Genomic DNA, 15,141 nt, shown 5'->3' with positions numbered 1-15,141 from the left:
CGCCGCCACGAGGGGCGTGCGGTGACTTTTTGCGTCCGGTCCGTGACCCGGTGGTTACCGTGCCCTCCGAGTGCGCAGCTCAGCACGCGCGAAACCGATTGAACGGCGTACGGGATTGGCATGTGCGCCGGGCCCATCCGGGCCGCCCGGGCCTCGGACCGGGCAGGGCGGCCTCAGAGCGCCTCCGCGCCCCGCTCGCGCAGCGCCTGTCCGTACTGCTGGAGCACCCACAACTCGTTCTGCACGGCCGCCAGCTGGGCCGGGTCGCCGTGGGCGCTCGCGCGGGACAGGGCGCCCTGGACGTCCACGACGCGGCGCTCGACGGCGCGGCGGCGGACCATGACGAGCTGGTCGCCCGCGTAGGTCTCGTCGACGGTCTTGCGCATGATCGCCTCGACGGCCAGCTCGGTGACCATGGAACGGACCACGTCGTCCGGGGCGGCCTCGCGGACCCGGACCAGATACTCCTGGGGGTCCTGCGTGCCGAACTCGGCGCCGCCCGACTCCATGATCGCCAGGCGTACGGCGGCGTAGGGCGCGGCGGTGAACTCGTCGATCCCGTAGGCGTCGAAGGCCGGGGAGACCAGCTCGGGCCGCTGGAGGGCGAGCTTGAGCAGCTCGCGCTCGGTGGCGTAGACGGGGTTGCGGAGGTTGAGCGCCGGGCCGCCCGCGGGCGTCCGGACGGCGGCGTACGCCTGCTGGGGGCGCTGGCCGCCCGCGGGGGCCGGGCCCTTGCCGCCGCGGTCGCGGGCCCAACGGGCCAGCTGGGCCACCCGCTTGACCACGAACTGGGTGTCCAGGATGCCGAGCATGCCGGCGAGCTGCACGGCGACCTCGTGCTGGGCGCCGCTGTTCTTGATGCGGGCGACGATGGGCGCCGCCTCGTCCAGGGCCGCCGCGCGCCCCGCCGGGGTCTCCAGGTCGTAGCGCAGGATGATCTGGCGCAGGGCGAACTCGAAGAGGGGCGTGCGGGGTTCGACGAGGTCGGCGACCGCCTCGTCGCCCTTGGCGAGGCGCAGGTCGCAGGGGTCCATGCCGTCCGGCGCGATGGCGATGTACGTCTCGGCGGCGAACTTCTGGTCGTCCTCGAAGGCGCGCAGGGCGGCCTTCTGGCCCGCCGAGTCGCCGTCGAAGGTGAAGATCACGCGGGCCGAGCCGTTGTCCATCAGGAGGCGCCTGAGGATCTTGATGTGGTCGCTGCCGAACGCCGTGCCGCAGGTCGCGATCGCGGTGGTGATGCCGGCCAGGTGGCAGGCCATGACGTCGGTGTAGCCCTCGACGACGACCGCGCGGCTGGCCTTGGCGATGTCCTTCTTGGCGAGGTCGATGCCGTAGAGGACCTGGGACTTCCGGTAGATCGCGGTGTCGGGCGTGTTCAGGTACTTCGGGCCGTTGTCCGCCTCGTACAGCTTGCGCGCGCCGAAGCCGACGACCTCGCCGCCGATGTCGCGGATCGGCCACATCAGGCGGCCGCGGAAGCGGTCGATGGGGCCCCGGCGGCCCTCCTGGGAGAGGCCGGAGAGGAGCAGCTCCTTGTCGGTGAAGCCCTTGCCGCGCAGATGGCGGGTGAGGTGGTCCCAGCCCTGGGGGCTGTAGCCGACGCCGAAGTGCGCGGCGGCGGCCTGGTCGAAACCGCGCTCGGCGAGGAACTTGCGGCCCGCGTCGGCCTCGGGGCTGATGTCGAGCTGCTCCACGTAGTACTGAGCGGCGATCTTGTGCGCCTCGACCAGGCGGATCCGCTCGCCGCGCTGGTGGGAGGGGTTGTACCCGCCCTCCTCGTAGCGCAGGGTGATGCCGGCCTGCCCGGCGAGGCGCTCGACGGCCTCGGAGAAGGTGAGGTGGTCGACCTTCATCACGAACGTGATGGTGTCGCCGCCTTCCTGGCAGCCGAAGCAGTGGAAGAGACCCTTGCTCGGGCTGACCTGGAAGGACGGGGACTTCTCGTCGTGGAAGGGGCACAGACCCTTGAGGTTTCCGCCGCCCGCGTTGCGCAGCTGGAGGTACTCGGACACGACGGCGTCGATCGGGACCGCGTCCCGAACCGCCTTCACGTCCTCGTCGTTGATCCTTCCAGCCACGAGGTGATTCTACGGGGCCGGACCGACACTCCTGGGGCGAGGCGAACGCCCCGGTGTCAGGGGACCAGGCTGTCCAGCGGGACGTGCGGGTCGGCGAGTGCCTCGGTGTCCACCTGGGCCCGGGACCGGATCAGCCGCTGGATGGGTTCCGTGACGTCCCACACATTCACGTTCATCCCGGCCAGCACCCGCCCGTCCTTCATCCAGAAGGCGATGAACTGGCGCTTGCCCGCGTCGCCCCGGATCACCACTTCGTCGTACGTCCCCGGGGGCGCCCAGCCCGAGTACTCGAGCCCCACGTCGTACTGGTCGGAGAAGAAATAGGGCACACGGTCGTACGTCGTCTCGCGGCCCAGCATCGCGCGGGCCGCCGCCGGTCCGCCGTTGAGGGCGTTGGCCCAGTGTTCGACGCGCAGCCGGGTGTCGAAGAGGGCGTGCGGGAAGGAGGCGACGTCACCGGCGGCGTAGATGTCGGGATCGGAGGTACGCAGGCGGTCGTCGACCGCGATACCGCCGCCGTGCGCGCGGTCGGCGATCTCCAGACCCGCGGTCTCGGCGAGACCGATGCGCGGCGCCGCCCCGATGGCCGCAAGTACGTCGTGGGCCGGGTGCTCCTCACCGTCGTCGGTGCGGGCGGCCAGCACCATGCCGTCCTGGCCGACGATCTCGGTGAGCCGGGCCCCGAAGTGGAAGCGGACGCCGTGCTCGCGGTGCAGCTCGGCGAAGAGGTTGCCCAGCTCGGGGCCGAGGACCGCGTGCAGCGGGGTCTGGTTGTGCTCGACGACGGTGACCTCGGCGCCGTACTCGCGGGCCGCCGCCGCGACCTCCAGGCCGATCCAGCCCCCGCCCGCGATCACAATGTGGCCGTTGTCACGGCCGAGCGCGGCCAGGACGCCCTTGAGGCGTTCGGCGTGGGCGAGGCGGCGCAGGTGGTGGACGCCCGCGAGATCCGTCCCGGGGATGTCGAGGCGGCGCGGCTCGGCGCCGGTCGCGAGGAGCAGCTTGTCGTAGTGGACGAGGGTGCCGTCGTCGCCGAAGCGGACGGTCTTCGCCGCGCGGTCGATGGCGTCGACGGTCTGGCCGAGGTGCAGCTCCACGTCGTTCTGCGCGTACCAGGCGGGTTCGTGTACGAAGACGCTGTCCCGCTCCTCCTTGCCGAGCAGATAGCCCTTGGAGAGTGGTGGGCGCTCATAGGGGTGGTCACGTTCGTCGCAGATCAGTATCACGCGGCCGGTGAAACCCTCCGCTCGGAGCGTCTCGGCCGCCTTGGCGCCGGCCAGGCCTCCTCCGACGATGACGAATGTCTGATCCGCGTCGACCACTTGATGCCTCCTCGTAACGTTGTCGCCAGGCGAGCGTCCCGCACGCAGCGTGATGCGGGAAGAGGGTGTGGCCCGATCAGGCCACGCAGGGTCACACTCCGCCGCCGCCTGTGGGGCGGGTGGTGAGCCTGAGGTGCAGTGAACGTGCCGAGGCGTCGGTGAGCGAGGCAATCTGGTCGACGATCACCCGCTTGCGCGCACGATCGTCCCCGGCCTCGTCGAACAACGCACGGAACTGCGGGTCAAGACCGTCCGGGGCGCGGACGGTGAGCGCCTCGGCCAGCTCGGCGACGACGATCCGCTGATCGGCGCGCAGCCGCTCCTGCTCGGCGCGCTGCATGACGTACCGGTCGGCGACGGCCTTGAGGACGGCGCACTCGTGGCGGGCGGCGCGCGGGACGACCAGCTCCGCCGCGTACCGGGTGAGCCGGCCGGTGCCGTACCGCGCGCGGGTGGCGCCCTCGGCGGCCAGGCAGAAGCGGCCGATGAGCTGGCTGGTGGCGTCCTTCAACCGGGCCTGCGCGACGGCCGATCCGTCGTACCCGTGCGGCCACCACTCCTGTTCCAGGAGCCGGTCGAGGGCCTCGGAGAGCTCGGCGGGGTCGGTGTCGGCGGGCACGTACCGGCCGATGGCGACCTTGAGGATCTCCTCGCGTTCCGGCTCGGCGTGCAGGCAGTTGGGGTCGATGTGGCCGGCGTGCAGACCGTCCTCGACGTCGTGCACCGAGTACGCCACGTCGTCGGACCAGTCCATGACCTGGGCCTCGAAGCACGTACGGGTGCCGGGGGCGCCCTTGCGGACCCAGTCGAAGACCGGCCGGTCGTCCTCGTAGGCCCCGAACTTCGGGGAGGCGGGGTCGGTGGGGTGGGCGCCGCGCGGCCAGGGGTACTTGGTGGCGGCGTCGAGGGCGGCGCGGGTGAGGTTCAGTCCCACGCTGACGAGTTCGCCCGTCTCTTGCGAGTGGACGAAGCGCTTGGGCTCGATCCTGGTCAGCAGGCGCAGCGACTGCGCGTTGCCCTCGAAGCCGCCGCAGTCCTCCGCGAACTCGTTCAGCGCCTGTTCGCCGTTGTGTCCGAAGGGCGGGTGGCCGAGGTCGTGGGAGAGGCAGGCCGCCTCGACGAGGTCGGGGTCGCAGCCGAGGGCGGCGCCGAGCTCGCGGCCGACCTGGGCGCACTCCAGGGAGTGGGTGAGGCGGGTGCGGGCGCTGGCGTCCCAGGCCTGACTGCGGGTGCCGGGGGTGACGACCTGGGTCTTGCCCGCGAGGCGGCGCAGCGCGGAGGAGTGCAGCACGCGTGCGCGGTCGCGCTGGAAGGCGGTGCGCCCGGGACGCTTGTCGGGCTCTACGGCCCAGCGCTCGACGGACGACTCGTCGTACGTGTCGTACGCGCCCGACGTGGCGGGGTCGTCGTATGCCGTCGGTGCCTTCGCAGTGCCGTCCATGTACCCGACAGTAAACGCAGGCGGTGACAAACGGGGCGTGGCCTACCGCCAGGAGGCGTGGATCAGGCCGAGGCCAGCTCGCGCTCCGGCGCCGGTTCGGGGGTCGCCACGGCCTGGTCGTAGCGGTGCAGGATCAGGCGGGCCATGGCGGCGTGGGCGCCCAGCGGGGCGGCGGCGATCCAGGGGGCGGCCGCGGCGCACTCGGTGGCGAAGCGGCCGGGCGCGGTGAAGTAGGAGGCGACGGCGATGCGGTGGCGGCCACGCGCGGCCAGGGCGCGGACGGCGGCGGCGACGGTGGGCGCCGCAGCGGAGGCGTACGCGGGGACGACGGGCACGCCGAGGCGTTCGGCCAGCAGCTGGGCGGTGCGGCGGGTGTCGATGATCGACTCCGGGGCGCGCGAGCCCGCGGCGGCGAGCACGACCCCGCCGGCGCGCCGGTCCGCGTCGCTCATCCCGGTCCGCCAGCCGGCCTCGACGAGCCGCGCGTACAGCGTCTCGACGAGCAGGGGGTGCGGGCCGAGCGGGGCGGCGATACGGGCCCGCAGTCCCGGTACGGCGGCCGCGGCCTCGGGGATGTCCCGCTTGACGTGGTAGCCGCGGCTGAGCAGCAGCGGCACGAGGACGGCACCGTCGGCGGCGTCCTCGGCGTCGAGGGAGGCGAGCGTGTCGGCCAGCAGCGGTTCGTTCAGCTCGATGTGGCCGAGGTGCACGGACAGGTGCGGGCGCAGCTCGCGGACGCGCTCGATCAGGGTGCGTACGGTGCTCAGCGCGCGCGGGTCGCGGCTGCCGTGCGCGACGAGGACGAGCGGCGGCGGCGCGGGGCGGCGGGCCCCGTTCAGCGACACGAGGCTGAGCTGACTGCCGAGCTGGCTGGTGATCGCGTTCATGAGTTGCGCCGTACTGTCGAGGTGGGCGCCACCGAGCGGCTGCCCGCCGATGGGGGTCCCCCCGCTCGGGCGAAACCGAGAGTGGGGGAGGGTCCTGGACTCGTCGTGAGAGGGGTTCGACGCCGTCATGGACCGATGGTGACGGTAGGAGGTTGCAGCGCGGTTGCACGGGCGTGTCAGGTGTTTTCCGGGGGTTCACGGCCCGGTGCGGTGGCGGTGTGAGCACCTCCCACCTGCGGTTCCGTGGCGCCGGGTGAGCCCGGTCACGGTACCCGGGCGAACCGAACGGGCTTACGCTGCGTCCCCATCTGTCGAACACCGACGTGATCGGACGCCACCGGGGGGACGAACAACCATGCCGCGCCTGCCGCACCCGAGGATCCTCAGACCGCGGCTGCCCCGCCTGCCGCGCACCCGCGCCGGGCAGCGGCGGGCCGTGCAGACCGTCATGCTGCTGTGCGTGCTGGCGCTGCTTCCGATGACCTGGCTGTATGTGACCACGGCCGACGGGCTGCGTACGACGGCCGACGCGCCGCGCACCGAGGTCGCGGTGGTGTTCGGGGCCGGATTGTGGAACGGCGAGCCGTCCCCGTACCTCGCGCACCGGCTGGACGCGGCGGCGAAGCTGTACCGGGCCGGGCGGATCGAGGCCGTGCTCGTCACCGGGGACAACAGCCGCAAGGACTACGACGAACCGGACGCGATGCGGGCCTATCTGACGAAGCGTGGGGTGCCGGACCGGCGGATCGTCAGCGACTACGCCGGGTTCGACACCTGGGACTCCTGTGTGCGGGCCCGGAAGATCTTCGGCGTCCACGAGGCCGTGCTGATCAGCCAGGACTTCCACATCCGGCGGGCCGTCGCGCTGTGCCGGGCGGCGGGCGTGCGGTCGTACGGCGTCGGGGTCGACGCCACCCACGACGTCACCTGGTACTACGGGGGCACCCGCGAGGTGTTCGCGGCGGGGAAGGCCCTGCTGGACGCGGTGTTCAAGCCCGATCCGCAGTTCCTGGGGCGGAAGGAGCCTGGGGTGGCGCGGGCCCTCGCGGCGGCGCGGAAGTGAGGACGGTCATCGATCCCGCCGGTCTGACGCCCGCGGAACGCCGTGTCTGGGAGGCCTTTCCGCTCGGCGAGGGCGTCGACTTCCGCGAGGAACCCGCCTCCGCCTCCTCCGCCGACCCGGGCGGGAACCCGGCCGACGACCCCGCGACCGGCACCTCCTGGGGCCCCGAGCGGACCGTGCGCGCCGAGGTGCTGCGGGCGCTGCTGATCGACGGACCGGCGCACGACGGCGAGATAGCCGGCCTGAAGCTCACCGGCGCGCGCATCACCGGACAGCTGGATCTCGTGTACGGGACGGTCGAAGAGGCCGTGCAGCTGCGGTTCTGCCACTTCGAGCAGCCTCTGAAGCTGTACGGGGCGCAGCTGCGCGCCCTGGTGCTGAGCGACTCGGTGCTCCCCGGGCTCAAGGCCGGCAACCTGCGCGTCGACGGGGTGCTGCGGCTCAGCTGCTGCCGGGTCACCGGGCCGATACGGCTCCAGGGCGCGAAGATCTCCGGTGCCGTGTTCGTCAACGGGGCGCGGCTGGGCCACCCGGCGGCACCGGACACCCCGGACGCCCCGGACCCGGAAGGGGCCGCGGAACCGGTTCTCCAGCTCAACCACGCGACCATCGGCACCGACCTGTGGGCCGTCGGCCTCCTCGCGCACGGCCAGGTACGGCTGAACGGGGCCACGGTCGGCGGTCAGGTGAACCTCGACGACGCCGATCTGCGCGTACCGGCGGGCGAGACCGCCCTGCACGCCGAGACCCTGTCGGTCGGCACCGACCTGCGGGCCGTGCGGCTACGCGCGCGGGGCCGGGTCAACCTGAGCGGGTCGAGGATTCCCCACCAGCTGAATCTGGCCTACGCCCGGCTGTCCAACCCCGGGGGTCCGGCCCTGCGCGCCAGCAGCTGTGTCATCGGCGAGCTGTGGCTGCGCGAGGCCGCGCCGATCGTGGGCACCGTGAACCTGCGCCGCTCCCAGCTGGACCTTCTGCACGTGCCTCCGGGGGTGTGGCCCGACCGCGTCCGGATCGACGGCCTCGGCTACCGCGCCCTCGCCCCGCGTCTGCCCGCCGAGCAGCGGCTGCCGCTGCTGGAACGCGAGGAGGGCGGCTATCTTCCCCACGCCTACGAGCAGTTGGCCGCCGCGTACCGCACGGCGGGCGACGACGCCGCCGCGCGCACCGTCCAGCTGGCCAAACTCCGCCGGCACCGCCGCACCCTCCCCCGCTACGCCAGGTTCTGGGGCCGGCTGCAGGACGTGGCCGTCGGCTACGGCTACCGGCCGATGCGCGCGGCGGGCTGGCTGCTGTTGCTGCTGTGCACCGGTGCCACCGCCTTCACGCTGCACCATCCGCCCGCCCTGAAGCCCGCCGAGGCGCCCGGCTTCAACCCGGTCTTCTACACCCTCGACCTTCTGCTGCCCCTCGTCGACTTCGGTCAGGAGACGGCCTTCGCGCCGCGCGGCTGGTACCAGTGGCTGTCCTATCTGCTGATCGCCGTCGGCTGGATCCTGGCCACGACGATCGCGGCGGGCGTCACACGCTCCCTGAACCGCCAGTAGCCAGTAGGCGCGCCATGACTCGAAACGGTGAACGGCTCCAGGGAACACGCCTGTTGGCAGGTGCCCCTGGCACTAGCATGGCCGCGTGACGCAGGAGTTCAGCTATCGCTGGGGCCATTCCGCACTCACCGCCGATTTCGATCTGGACGGCCGCACACCCCGCCTGGTCCGGCTGACCGTGCCCGGTGAACCGGAGCCCAAATGCGCCGCCGAGGCCGCCGGCGCCGCGCTGCCGCTCGTCGACGTGACCCTCCTCGGACAGGGCACCGGCTGGTCCGGTCCGCGTTTCACCGGTACGGCGCTCGGGCAGCGCCTGACCCACCGCGCCCACCACGCGGCGTACGGCGACGGCTGGCACCACCTCACCGTCCAACTCCAGGACAGGCGGGGCGGTCTGACCGTCTTCGTCGAGTACTCCTCACCGGACGCGGTACCGGTGCTGCGCGCCCGCGTCCGGCTCCGCAACGACGGCGACACACCCGTCACCGTGCGCTCCGTGAGCAGTCTGCTGCTGGGCGCGCTGCCCTCGCCCGACGTGCTCGACGTGCACCGGGCACGCAACGACTGGCTCGCCGAATGCCGTTGGTACGCCGAGGAGTTGCGGGAGTCCGTGCCCGACGTCGGCCGGGCGTTCCACGGGCACGACGGACGGGCCGGGGTGCGGCTCGCCGGGCGCGGGAGCTGGCCCACCGACGGGCATCTGGCGATGGGCGCGCTCACCGACCAAACCGACGGGCGCTGCTGGCTCTGGCAGATCGAGTCCGCCGCGAGCTGGCTGTGGGAGGCGGGCGAGGCGGACCACCACACGTACCTCTCCCTGAGCGGTCCGACCGCGGACGACCACCAATGGCGTCACGTCCTGCCCCCGGGGGCGGAGTTCGTCTCCGAGTACGCGGCCCTCGCGCTCGGCGACGGCTTCGACGGGGCCCTCACCGCGCTGACCGACTACCGCCGACGGATCCGCCGCCCGCACCCCGACCACGACCGGCTCCCCGTCGTCTTCAACGACTACATGAACACCCTCATGGGCGACCCGACCACCGAGAAACTGCTGCCGCTGATCGACGCGGCGGCCGAGGCGGGCGCGGAGTACTTCTGCGTCGACGCCGGGTGGTACGACGACGAGGGCGGCGACGGGGACGGGGATGCGGAGGGGGACACGAGCGGGGACGGCGGCGGGGGCTGGTGGGACAGTGTCGGCGCCTGGCTGCCGTCGGCGCGGCGCTTCCCCGGTCCCGGCGGCCTCCACGCCGTGCTCGGCCGGATCCGGGAGCGCGGGATGGTGCCCGGGCTGTGGCTGGAGCCGGAGGTGGTCGGCGTCCGCAGTCCGCTCGCCACCGAGCTGCCGGACGAGGCCTTCCTGCGCCACGAAGGCGGAGTGCGCGTCACCGAACAGGGCCGCCACCAGCTGGACCTGACGCATCCGGCCGCCCGCGCACACCTCGACCGGACGGTCGACCGGCTCGTCGGCGAGTGGGGCGTGGGCTATCTCAAGCTCGACTACAACATCACCACCTCCGCGCCCGGGCTCCTCGACCACACGCGCGCCTGGCTGTCCTGGCTGTCGGCCGTCCTGGACCGCCACCCGGGTCTGGTCGTCGAGAACTGCGGTTCGGGCGGGCTGCGCATGGACGGCGCGTCGCTGGCCGTGGCCCAGCTCCAGTCCACCTCCGACCAGCAGGACCCCCTGCGCTACCCGCCCATCGCGGCCGCCGCACCCACCGTGGTGCCGCCCGAGCAGGGGGCCGTGTGGGCGTACCCGCAACCGGAGTTCACGGACGAGGAGATCGCCTTCACCCTCGGCTCGGCGCTGCTGGGGCGGGTTCATCTCTCCGGGCATCTGGACCGCATGACACCGCACCAACTCGGCCTCGTCCAGGAGGCGTTGGTGACATACAAGGCCATCCGGGGCGATCTGTGCCGGTCGGTGCCGTTCTGGCCGCTGGGGCTGCCCGGGTGGCGGGACGCGTGGGTGTCGCTGGGGATGCGGGTGCCGTTCCTCGACACCACGTATGCGCTGGTGTGGCGCAGGGCGGGCGATGATCCCGAAGTCGCCCTGCCTGTGGCGCACTTGGCGGGGCGGGAGGTGCGGGTCGACGTACTGCACGGGTCGGCGGGGCCGGTGGCGTGGGACGGCTCGGCACTGCGGGTGACGCTGCCGGAGGCTCCGTCGGTGCTGCTGACACGGCTCACCGTGTAGCGGACGAGGTGTTCGGTGGTTTCGGAATGTTCGAGGTGTTCGGGGGTTTCGAGGTGTTCGAGGGACTCGGCGAGCACGAGTTGATCCCGAGCCCCAGAGCGGCCCCCGCACCCGCGCCGCCCAGCGCGAGGAGACGGCGCCGGGTGATGTCGCTGTCGGTCATGGCGGGACCCTAGAGGCGGCCCGGGGCGCGACCGGTGGGGGCGCGCGGAGTCACGCGCACCCGCCACCCGCACGGGTGGGCTCGGCGATGACAGGTGCGCCCGTGCCCTCAACGACGGACGCGCCAGTCCCCGCCCTCGACGAGCGTGCCGCCGGCCCGCAGCCGCGCGGCGACGGCGGGGGCGGCCACGTACACCCAGGCCCGTACGGCCGTGCCGTCCGCGCGGGTCACCTCCCGCGCCACCCGCTCGTACAGGTTGCGGGGGTCGCCCGGCACGTACTCCTCCAGCCGGTCCAGCGCGCCGAGCAACTGCCCGTACGCCTCCGGAAGCGCGGTGACCAACTCCCCGCGCACGACACCTCCGGGCTCCTCGACGGCGTACGGATACCCGGGCCCTTCGTACAGCACGGCTCCCCGCATCCGGCCGGGCTCCTCCGACTCCGTACGGCCGCGGAGGAACAGGTCGTGGTTGTGCCCGCCGGGGCGCAGGGTGCCGTAGACGAAGAAGGGGACGGTCACTCGCCGGTCTCCCCCTCCACGGTCTCCTCCTCGACCCAGCGCAGATAGTCCGCGCTCCCCCGGACGACGGGCGTGGCGATGATCTCGGGGGTGTCGTAGTCGTGCGCCGCGAGGAGATACGCCTCCAGCGCGTCGTACCGCGCACCCGTCGTCTTGAACAGCACCTGCCACTCGCTCGCGGTCTCCACCGCCCCCTTCCACCGGTACACGGAGGTCACCGGCCCGGAGATCTGCGCGCAGGCCGCGGCCCGCGCCTCGACCGCGCCGCGCGCGAGCGCCTCCGCCTTCTCGGGGGCGTCGGTCGTGGTCAGCACGGTCAGCCAGGCAGTCGTCCCAGCGGCCGTCCCGATGCCCGCTCCGGTTCCCGCCCCGGCGACCATCTCCATGATCGTCTCCTTTCGTGAGGGTGCAGAAACGATTCTCGCCGCACCTCGCGCACATCACGCACGCGCTATGGACATGACATGTCATGGACCTTTAACTCTCACTCGACATCAGCGCCCCCACGCGTCTGAGCGCCCCTCCCCGAGGAGACCGATGAGTCGGATCCGGATACGGCAGACCCGAGGTGCCCGACCGCACACCCGAGGCTCCCGCCTGGCCGCGGCCGGTGTGGCCGCGGCCGCCACCGCCCTACTGGCGGCCGCACTGACCCCCACCGCGGGCGCCGCCGGCCGGCCCGGCCGCGCCACCGCGATCGACAACGCCGCCGCGGCCCTGGTGAAGGAGGCCGCCCGGCTGGGCCTGACCTCCACCGAGGGCACCAGCGTCCGTGACGTGGTCGTCGACGCGAACGGCGGCCAGCATGTGCGCTACGACCGCACGTACCGGAAACTGCCGGTCCTGGGCGGCGACTTCATCGTCCACCTCGCCCCCGACGGCTCCTACCGCGGCGCGAACCGGGCCACCTCCCGCGACCTCTCCGTCCCCACCACCACGCCCGCGCTCGCCGCCCCCGAGGCCGCCGACCTGGCCACCGCCGCGCTGCGCGCCGCGCACCTCGGCGAGACGCTGAAGAAGGTGACGGCCAAGCCCCAGCTCGTCGTGGACGCCCTGCACGGCGCGCCCCGGCTGGCCTGGCGCACCAACGTGGTGGGCCAGGACTCGCTGGGCAACCCGGTCGCCCGCACGGTGCTGACCGACGCCCGCACCGGCCGGCAGATCGACGCGTGGGACAGCATCGAGACGGCGACGGGTGACGGCCAGTCCCTCTACAGCGGCACGGTCCCGCTGGAGACCACGCTCTCCGGATCGACGTACCAGCTCAAGGACCCGACGCGCGGGAACACGTACACGGGCGACGCGGCGAACAAGACGGACCTGTGCGTCTTCGGGATCTGCGTCAGCCGCGCTCCGGCGACCCTCTTCACGGACGCCGACAACCACTGGGGAACCGGGGCGGCTTCGGACCGTTCCTCGGCCGCGGTCGACGCCCAGTACGGCACGAACGAGACCTGGGACTACTACAAGAACATCCACGGCCGCACCGGCATCGCGGGCGACGGCAAGGGCTCGTACAACCGCGTCCACTACGGCAGCAACTACAACAACGCGTTCTGGGACGACAGTTGCTTCTGCATGACGTACGGGGACGGTGACGGGACGACGCTCGGACCGCTGGTAGCGCTCGACGTGGCCGGTCACGAGATGTCCCACGGTGTCACGTCGAAGACGGCGGCGCTGACGTACTCGGGCGAGTCCGGCGGTCTGAACGAGGCGACCTCCGACATCTTCGGCACGCTGGTGGAGTTCTACGCGAACAACTCCACCGACCGCGGGGACTATCTGATCGGCGAGAAGATCGTCCGCTCCGGCTTCGGCAAGGCGGCCCTGCGGTTCATGGACCAGCCCTCCAAGGACGGCAACTCGGCGAACTGCTGGAGCTCCTCGGTCGGCAATCTCGACGTCCACTACTCGTCCGGCGTCGCGAACCACTTCGCGTACCTGCTCGCCGAGGGCAGCGGCGCGAAGACCATCAACGGGGTCAGCTACAACTCCCCCACCTGCAACAACTCTACGGTCACCGGCATCGGCCGGGACAAGCTCGGCGCGATCTGGTACCGCGCGCTGACGGTCTACATGACGTCCTCGACCAACTACGCGGGCGCGCGGACGGCCACGCTGAACGCGGCGAAGGACCTGTACGGGGCCGGCAGCACGGAGTACAACGCGGTGGCGGCGGCCTGGTCCGCGGTGTCCGTGAGCTGAACCGTCGGTTGTACGGGGGCGGCCCGGGGCCCGTTGTCTCGCATCGGGTCCCGGGCCGCTCCCACCGGCCCTCGTGATGGCCTTCATGGCGCACAGGCCGTCACCTCGACCATCCTTGAGGTCAAGGCGCCTCCCCTCCGCCCCCGTCACCCGTTCGCACCCCCTCCGTGCGCTCTTCGGGCTCTTTGCCGCGACACACCAGCCCGTACGCCGGTGACCTGCTGGAACGCCATCGTTCCGGCCCCTCGGACACCCCCGTCCAGCACCCTTTCCCCGCATTTGTGACGCTCCCTCGGGAAGCGAACCCGGCCGACTGCCACTTACCTCGGAAGGGCAGGGGCACGACCGACACAGCGGCACTTGGGGGTGCCGCCGACCGCGCCCCCTCGGAGGAGCACAGCCATGCGACGCACAGCCCGTCTGCTGACCGGTACCGCGCTCGCCGTCGCCGCGGTGGGCCTCGCCACCGCGCCCGCGTACGGCGGGTCCACGGAGAGTCTGGAGGTCTTCCCCTCCACCGTCGTGCCGGGGGCCGACGTCACCGTCAACACGGCGGCGTGCGGCGCGGACGGCACCGCCACGGGTGACGCCAGCGCGGTCGGCGCGGGCATCTTCATCCTCGCCGCCAGCGCCCACGAACAGGACGCGATCGGCCAGTTCAAGGTGCCGCCGAGCGCCCAGCCGGGGACGTACGAGATCGTCGCGACGTGCTCCCAAGGCCGGCAGGTCACCGGCGACCTGATCGTGAACCTGACCGCCACACGCGAACAGATCCATCTGCCGCGTGGGCATGTGAACACGGGGGTCGGCGGCGCACTCGGCCCCGACCCCGTGCAGACCGCGGCGGGAGTGGCGGCCCTGGCCGTCGCCGCCGCGGGCGGTACCTGGCTCCTGCATCGCCGGGCGAGAGGCGACGGGATCTGACGGACACCCTCCGCTGTCCGTCCGCCGGTACCGCCGTCCCCTCCCCCTCCGTGGCCCGACGCCCCTCGCGGCCCGGAGGGGGAAGGGGACCCACCACGACCACGACGGCCGTCACGACCACAACCGCACAATCCCTGACCCGAGAGGAGGCTCACATGCGCCGGGTCAGCAACACCGCCATAGCCTCCGTCACCGTGGTCGCCCTCTGCTCAGGGACCTGGTTGCTCCACAACGGCACCCAGGTCCACCCGCCGCCCCAGCCCTCCGCCGCGCAGGCCGGCACCGGCGACGCCCTCCGGCAGGGCGCCCCCGCGCTCCGCCACTCCCCGCCCGAGCGCATCCGCATCCCCTCCATCGGCGTGAACGCCCCGCTGATGGGCCTCGGCCTCACCCCGCAGGGCAGCCTCGACGTCCCGCCCGCCGGGCAGAAGAACCTCGCGGGCTGGTACCAGGCCGGCACCACCCCCGGCGAGCGAGGCACCGCGATCGTCGCGGGCCACGTCGACAACGCCAACGGCCCCGCCGTCTTCTACAACCTCGGCGCCCTCGAGAAGGGCAGCGCCATCGAGGTGGCGCGCCGCGACGGCGGCACCGCGCTGTTCACCGTCGACGCCGTCGAGGTGTACGCGGCCCGCGACTTCCCGGACGAGAAGGTGTACGGCGCCGCCTCCCGCCCCGAACTGCGCGTCATCACCTGCGGCGGCGACTACTCGAAGGCCACCGGGTACCAGGGGAACGTGGTCGTCTTCGCCCACCTCACCGGCAGCCGCTGACCGGCATCCGCGGCGC

At 72.6% G+C, this 15,141-nt stretch carries 13 protein-coding genes; 6 read left to right on the top strand and 7 right to left on the bottom strand.

What is annotated here, in order from left to right:
• Positions 1-173 precede the first annotated feature (173 nt).
• The 4 genes from dnaG to ACZ7M3_RS14645 all read right to left on the bottom strand — a co-directional run bounded on the left by dnaG (position 174) and on the right by ACZ7M3_RS14645 (position 5,728).
• A complete protein-coding gene (dnaG, locus tag ACZ7M3_RS14660) occupies positions 174-2,078 on the bottom strand; it encodes a DNA primase (RefSeq protein WP_351293817.1) in 1,905 nt (634 codons plus the stop codon).
• Between the two features lie 56 nt (positions 2,079-2,134).
• Positions 2,135-3,400 carry an NAD(P)/FAD-dependent oxidoreductase gene (locus ACZ7M3_RS14655; RefSeq protein ID WP_472063454.1) on the bottom strand — a complete coding sequence of 422 codons (1,266 nt, stop codon included), beginning with the start codon at positions 3,398-3,400 and terminating at the stop codon, positions 2,135-2,137.
• A gap of 91 nt (positions 3,401-3,491) precedes the next feature.
• Complete coding sequence (locus ACZ7M3_RS14650; RefSeq protein ID WP_393018849.1) at positions 3,492-4,841, bottom strand: deoxyguanosinetriphosphate triphosphohydrolase; 1,350 nt, start codon at positions 4,839-4,841, stop codon at positions 3,492-3,494.
• A gap of 62 nt (positions 4,842-4,903) precedes the next feature.
• A complete protein-coding gene (locus ACZ7M3_RS14645; protein ID WP_472063453.1) occupies positions 4,904-5,728 on the bottom strand; it encodes a sirohydrochlorin chelatase in 825 nt (274 codons plus the stop codon).
• A gap of 355 nt (positions 5,729-6,083) precedes the next feature.
• Here ACZ7M3_RS14645 and ACZ7M3_RS14640 point away from each other — a divergent pair, with 355 nt between their 5' ends.
• From ACZ7M3_RS14640 to ACZ7M3_RS14630, 3 genes are all read left to right on the top strand, one after another.
• Positions 6,084-6,791 (top strand): SanA/YdcF family protein, encoded by a 708-nt coding sequence (locus ACZ7M3_RS14640; protein ID WP_472063452.1) that lies wholly within the window; start codon positions 6,084-6,086, stop codon positions 6,789-6,791.
• Positions 6,792-6,799: 8 nt separating this feature from the next.
• Entirely contained in the window at positions 6,800-8,338 is a 1,539-nt protein-coding gene (locus tag ACZ7M3_RS14635; protein ID WP_472063885.1) for a membrane-associated oxidoreductase, read from the top strand.
• An 85-nt stretch (positions 8,339-8,423) separates the two neighbouring features.
• A complete protein-coding gene (locus tag ACZ7M3_RS14630) occupies positions 8,424-10,538 on the top strand; it encodes a glycoside hydrolase family 36 protein (RefSeq protein WP_472063450.1) in 2,115 nt (704 codons plus the stop codon).
• Here ACZ7M3_RS14630 and ACZ7M3_RS14625 read toward each other — a convergent pair.
• From ACZ7M3_RS14625 to cutA, 3 genes are all read right to left on the bottom strand, one after another.
• Entirely contained in the window at positions 10,528-10,701 is a 174-nt protein-coding gene (locus tag ACZ7M3_RS14625) for a twin-arginine translocation signal domain-containing protein (RefSeq protein ID WP_355310151.1), read from the bottom strand. The genes ACZ7M3_RS14630 and ACZ7M3_RS14625 overlap by 11 nt on opposite strands.
• 108 nt (positions 10,702-10,809) lie before the next feature.
• The gene (locus ACZ7M3_RS14620; RefSeq protein WP_452970461.1) at positions 10,810-11,220 is read right to left on the bottom strand and encodes a gamma-glutamylcyclotransferase family protein; all 411 of its coding nucleotides are present in this window, start codon (positions 11,218-11,220) and stop codon (positions 10,810-10,812) included.
• Positions 11,217-11,600: a divalent-cation tolerance protein CutA gene (cutA, locus tag ACZ7M3_RS14615; protein ID WP_472063883.1), complete on the bottom strand. Its 384-nt coding sequence runs from the start codon at positions 11,598-11,600 to the stop codon at positions 11,217-11,219. Before cutA ends, ACZ7M3_RS14620 begins: the two co-directional genes overlap by 4 nt.
• A 157-nt stretch (positions 11,601-11,757) precedes the next feature.
• Between cutA and ACZ7M3_RS14610 the strand changes: the two genes are divergently transcribed.
• From ACZ7M3_RS14610 to ACZ7M3_RS14600, 3 genes are all read left to right on the top strand, one after another.
• Positions 11,758-13,428, top strand: a complete 1,671-nt coding sequence (locus tag ACZ7M3_RS14610; RefSeq protein ID WP_472063448.1) for a M4 family metallopeptidase — start codon at positions 11,758-11,760, stop codon at positions 13,426-13,428.
• A 402-nt stretch (positions 13,429-13,830) separates the two neighbouring features.
• Positions 13,831-14,352: a hypothetical protein gene (locus ACZ7M3_RS14605; protein ID WP_472063447.1), complete on the top strand. Its 522-nt coding sequence runs from the start codon at positions 13,831-13,833 to the stop codon at positions 14,350-14,352.
• A 155-nt stretch (positions 14,353-14,507) separates the two neighbouring features.
• On the top strand, positions 14,508-15,125 hold the full coding sequence (locus tag ACZ7M3_RS14600) for a class F sortase (protein WP_472063445.1): 618 nt from the start codon (positions 14,508-14,510) through the stop codon (positions 15,123-15,125).
• Positions 15,126-15,141: the final 16 nt, after the last annotated feature.

It is taken from the genome of Streptomyces sp. NPDC111656 (assembly GCF_055656965.1).
The sequence above is the reverse complement of the archived record's forward strand: the minus strand, read 5'-3'. Positions and strand labels throughout refer to the sequence as shown.

Coding starts and splice junctions, on each gene's coding strand:
- ACZ7M3_RS14650 (WP_393018849.1), bottom strand. CDS start 4,841: ATGGACGGCACTGCGAAGGCACCGACGGCATACGACGACCCCGCCACG.
- ACZ7M3_RS14645 (WP_472063453.1), bottom strand. CDS start 5,728: ATGAACGCGATCACCAGCCAGCTCGGCAGTCAGCTCAGCCTCGTGTCG.
- ACZ7M3_RS14640 (WP_472063452.1), top strand. CDS start 6,084: ATGCCGCGCCTGCCGCACCCGAGGATCCTCAGACCGCGGCTGCCCCGC.
- ACZ7M3_RS14625 (WP_355310151.1), bottom strand. CDS start 10,701: ATGACCGACAGCGACATCACCCGGCGCCGTCTCCTCGCGCTGGGCGGC.
- cutA (WP_472063883.1), bottom strand. CDS start 11,600: ATGGTCGCCGGGGCGGGAACCGGAGCGGGCATCGGGACGGCCGCTGGG.
- ACZ7M3_RS14610 (WP_472063448.1), top strand. CDS start 11,758: ATGAGTCGGATCCGGATACGGCAGACCCGAGGTGCCCGACCGCACACC.
- ACZ7M3_RS14605 (WP_472063447.1), top strand. CDS start 13,831: ATGCGACGCACAGCCCGTCTGCTGACCGGTACCGCGCTCGCCGTCGCC.
- ACZ7M3_RS14600 (WP_472063445.1), top strand. CDS start 14,508: ATGCGCCGGGTCAGCAACACCGCCATAGCCTCCGTCACCGTGGTCGCC.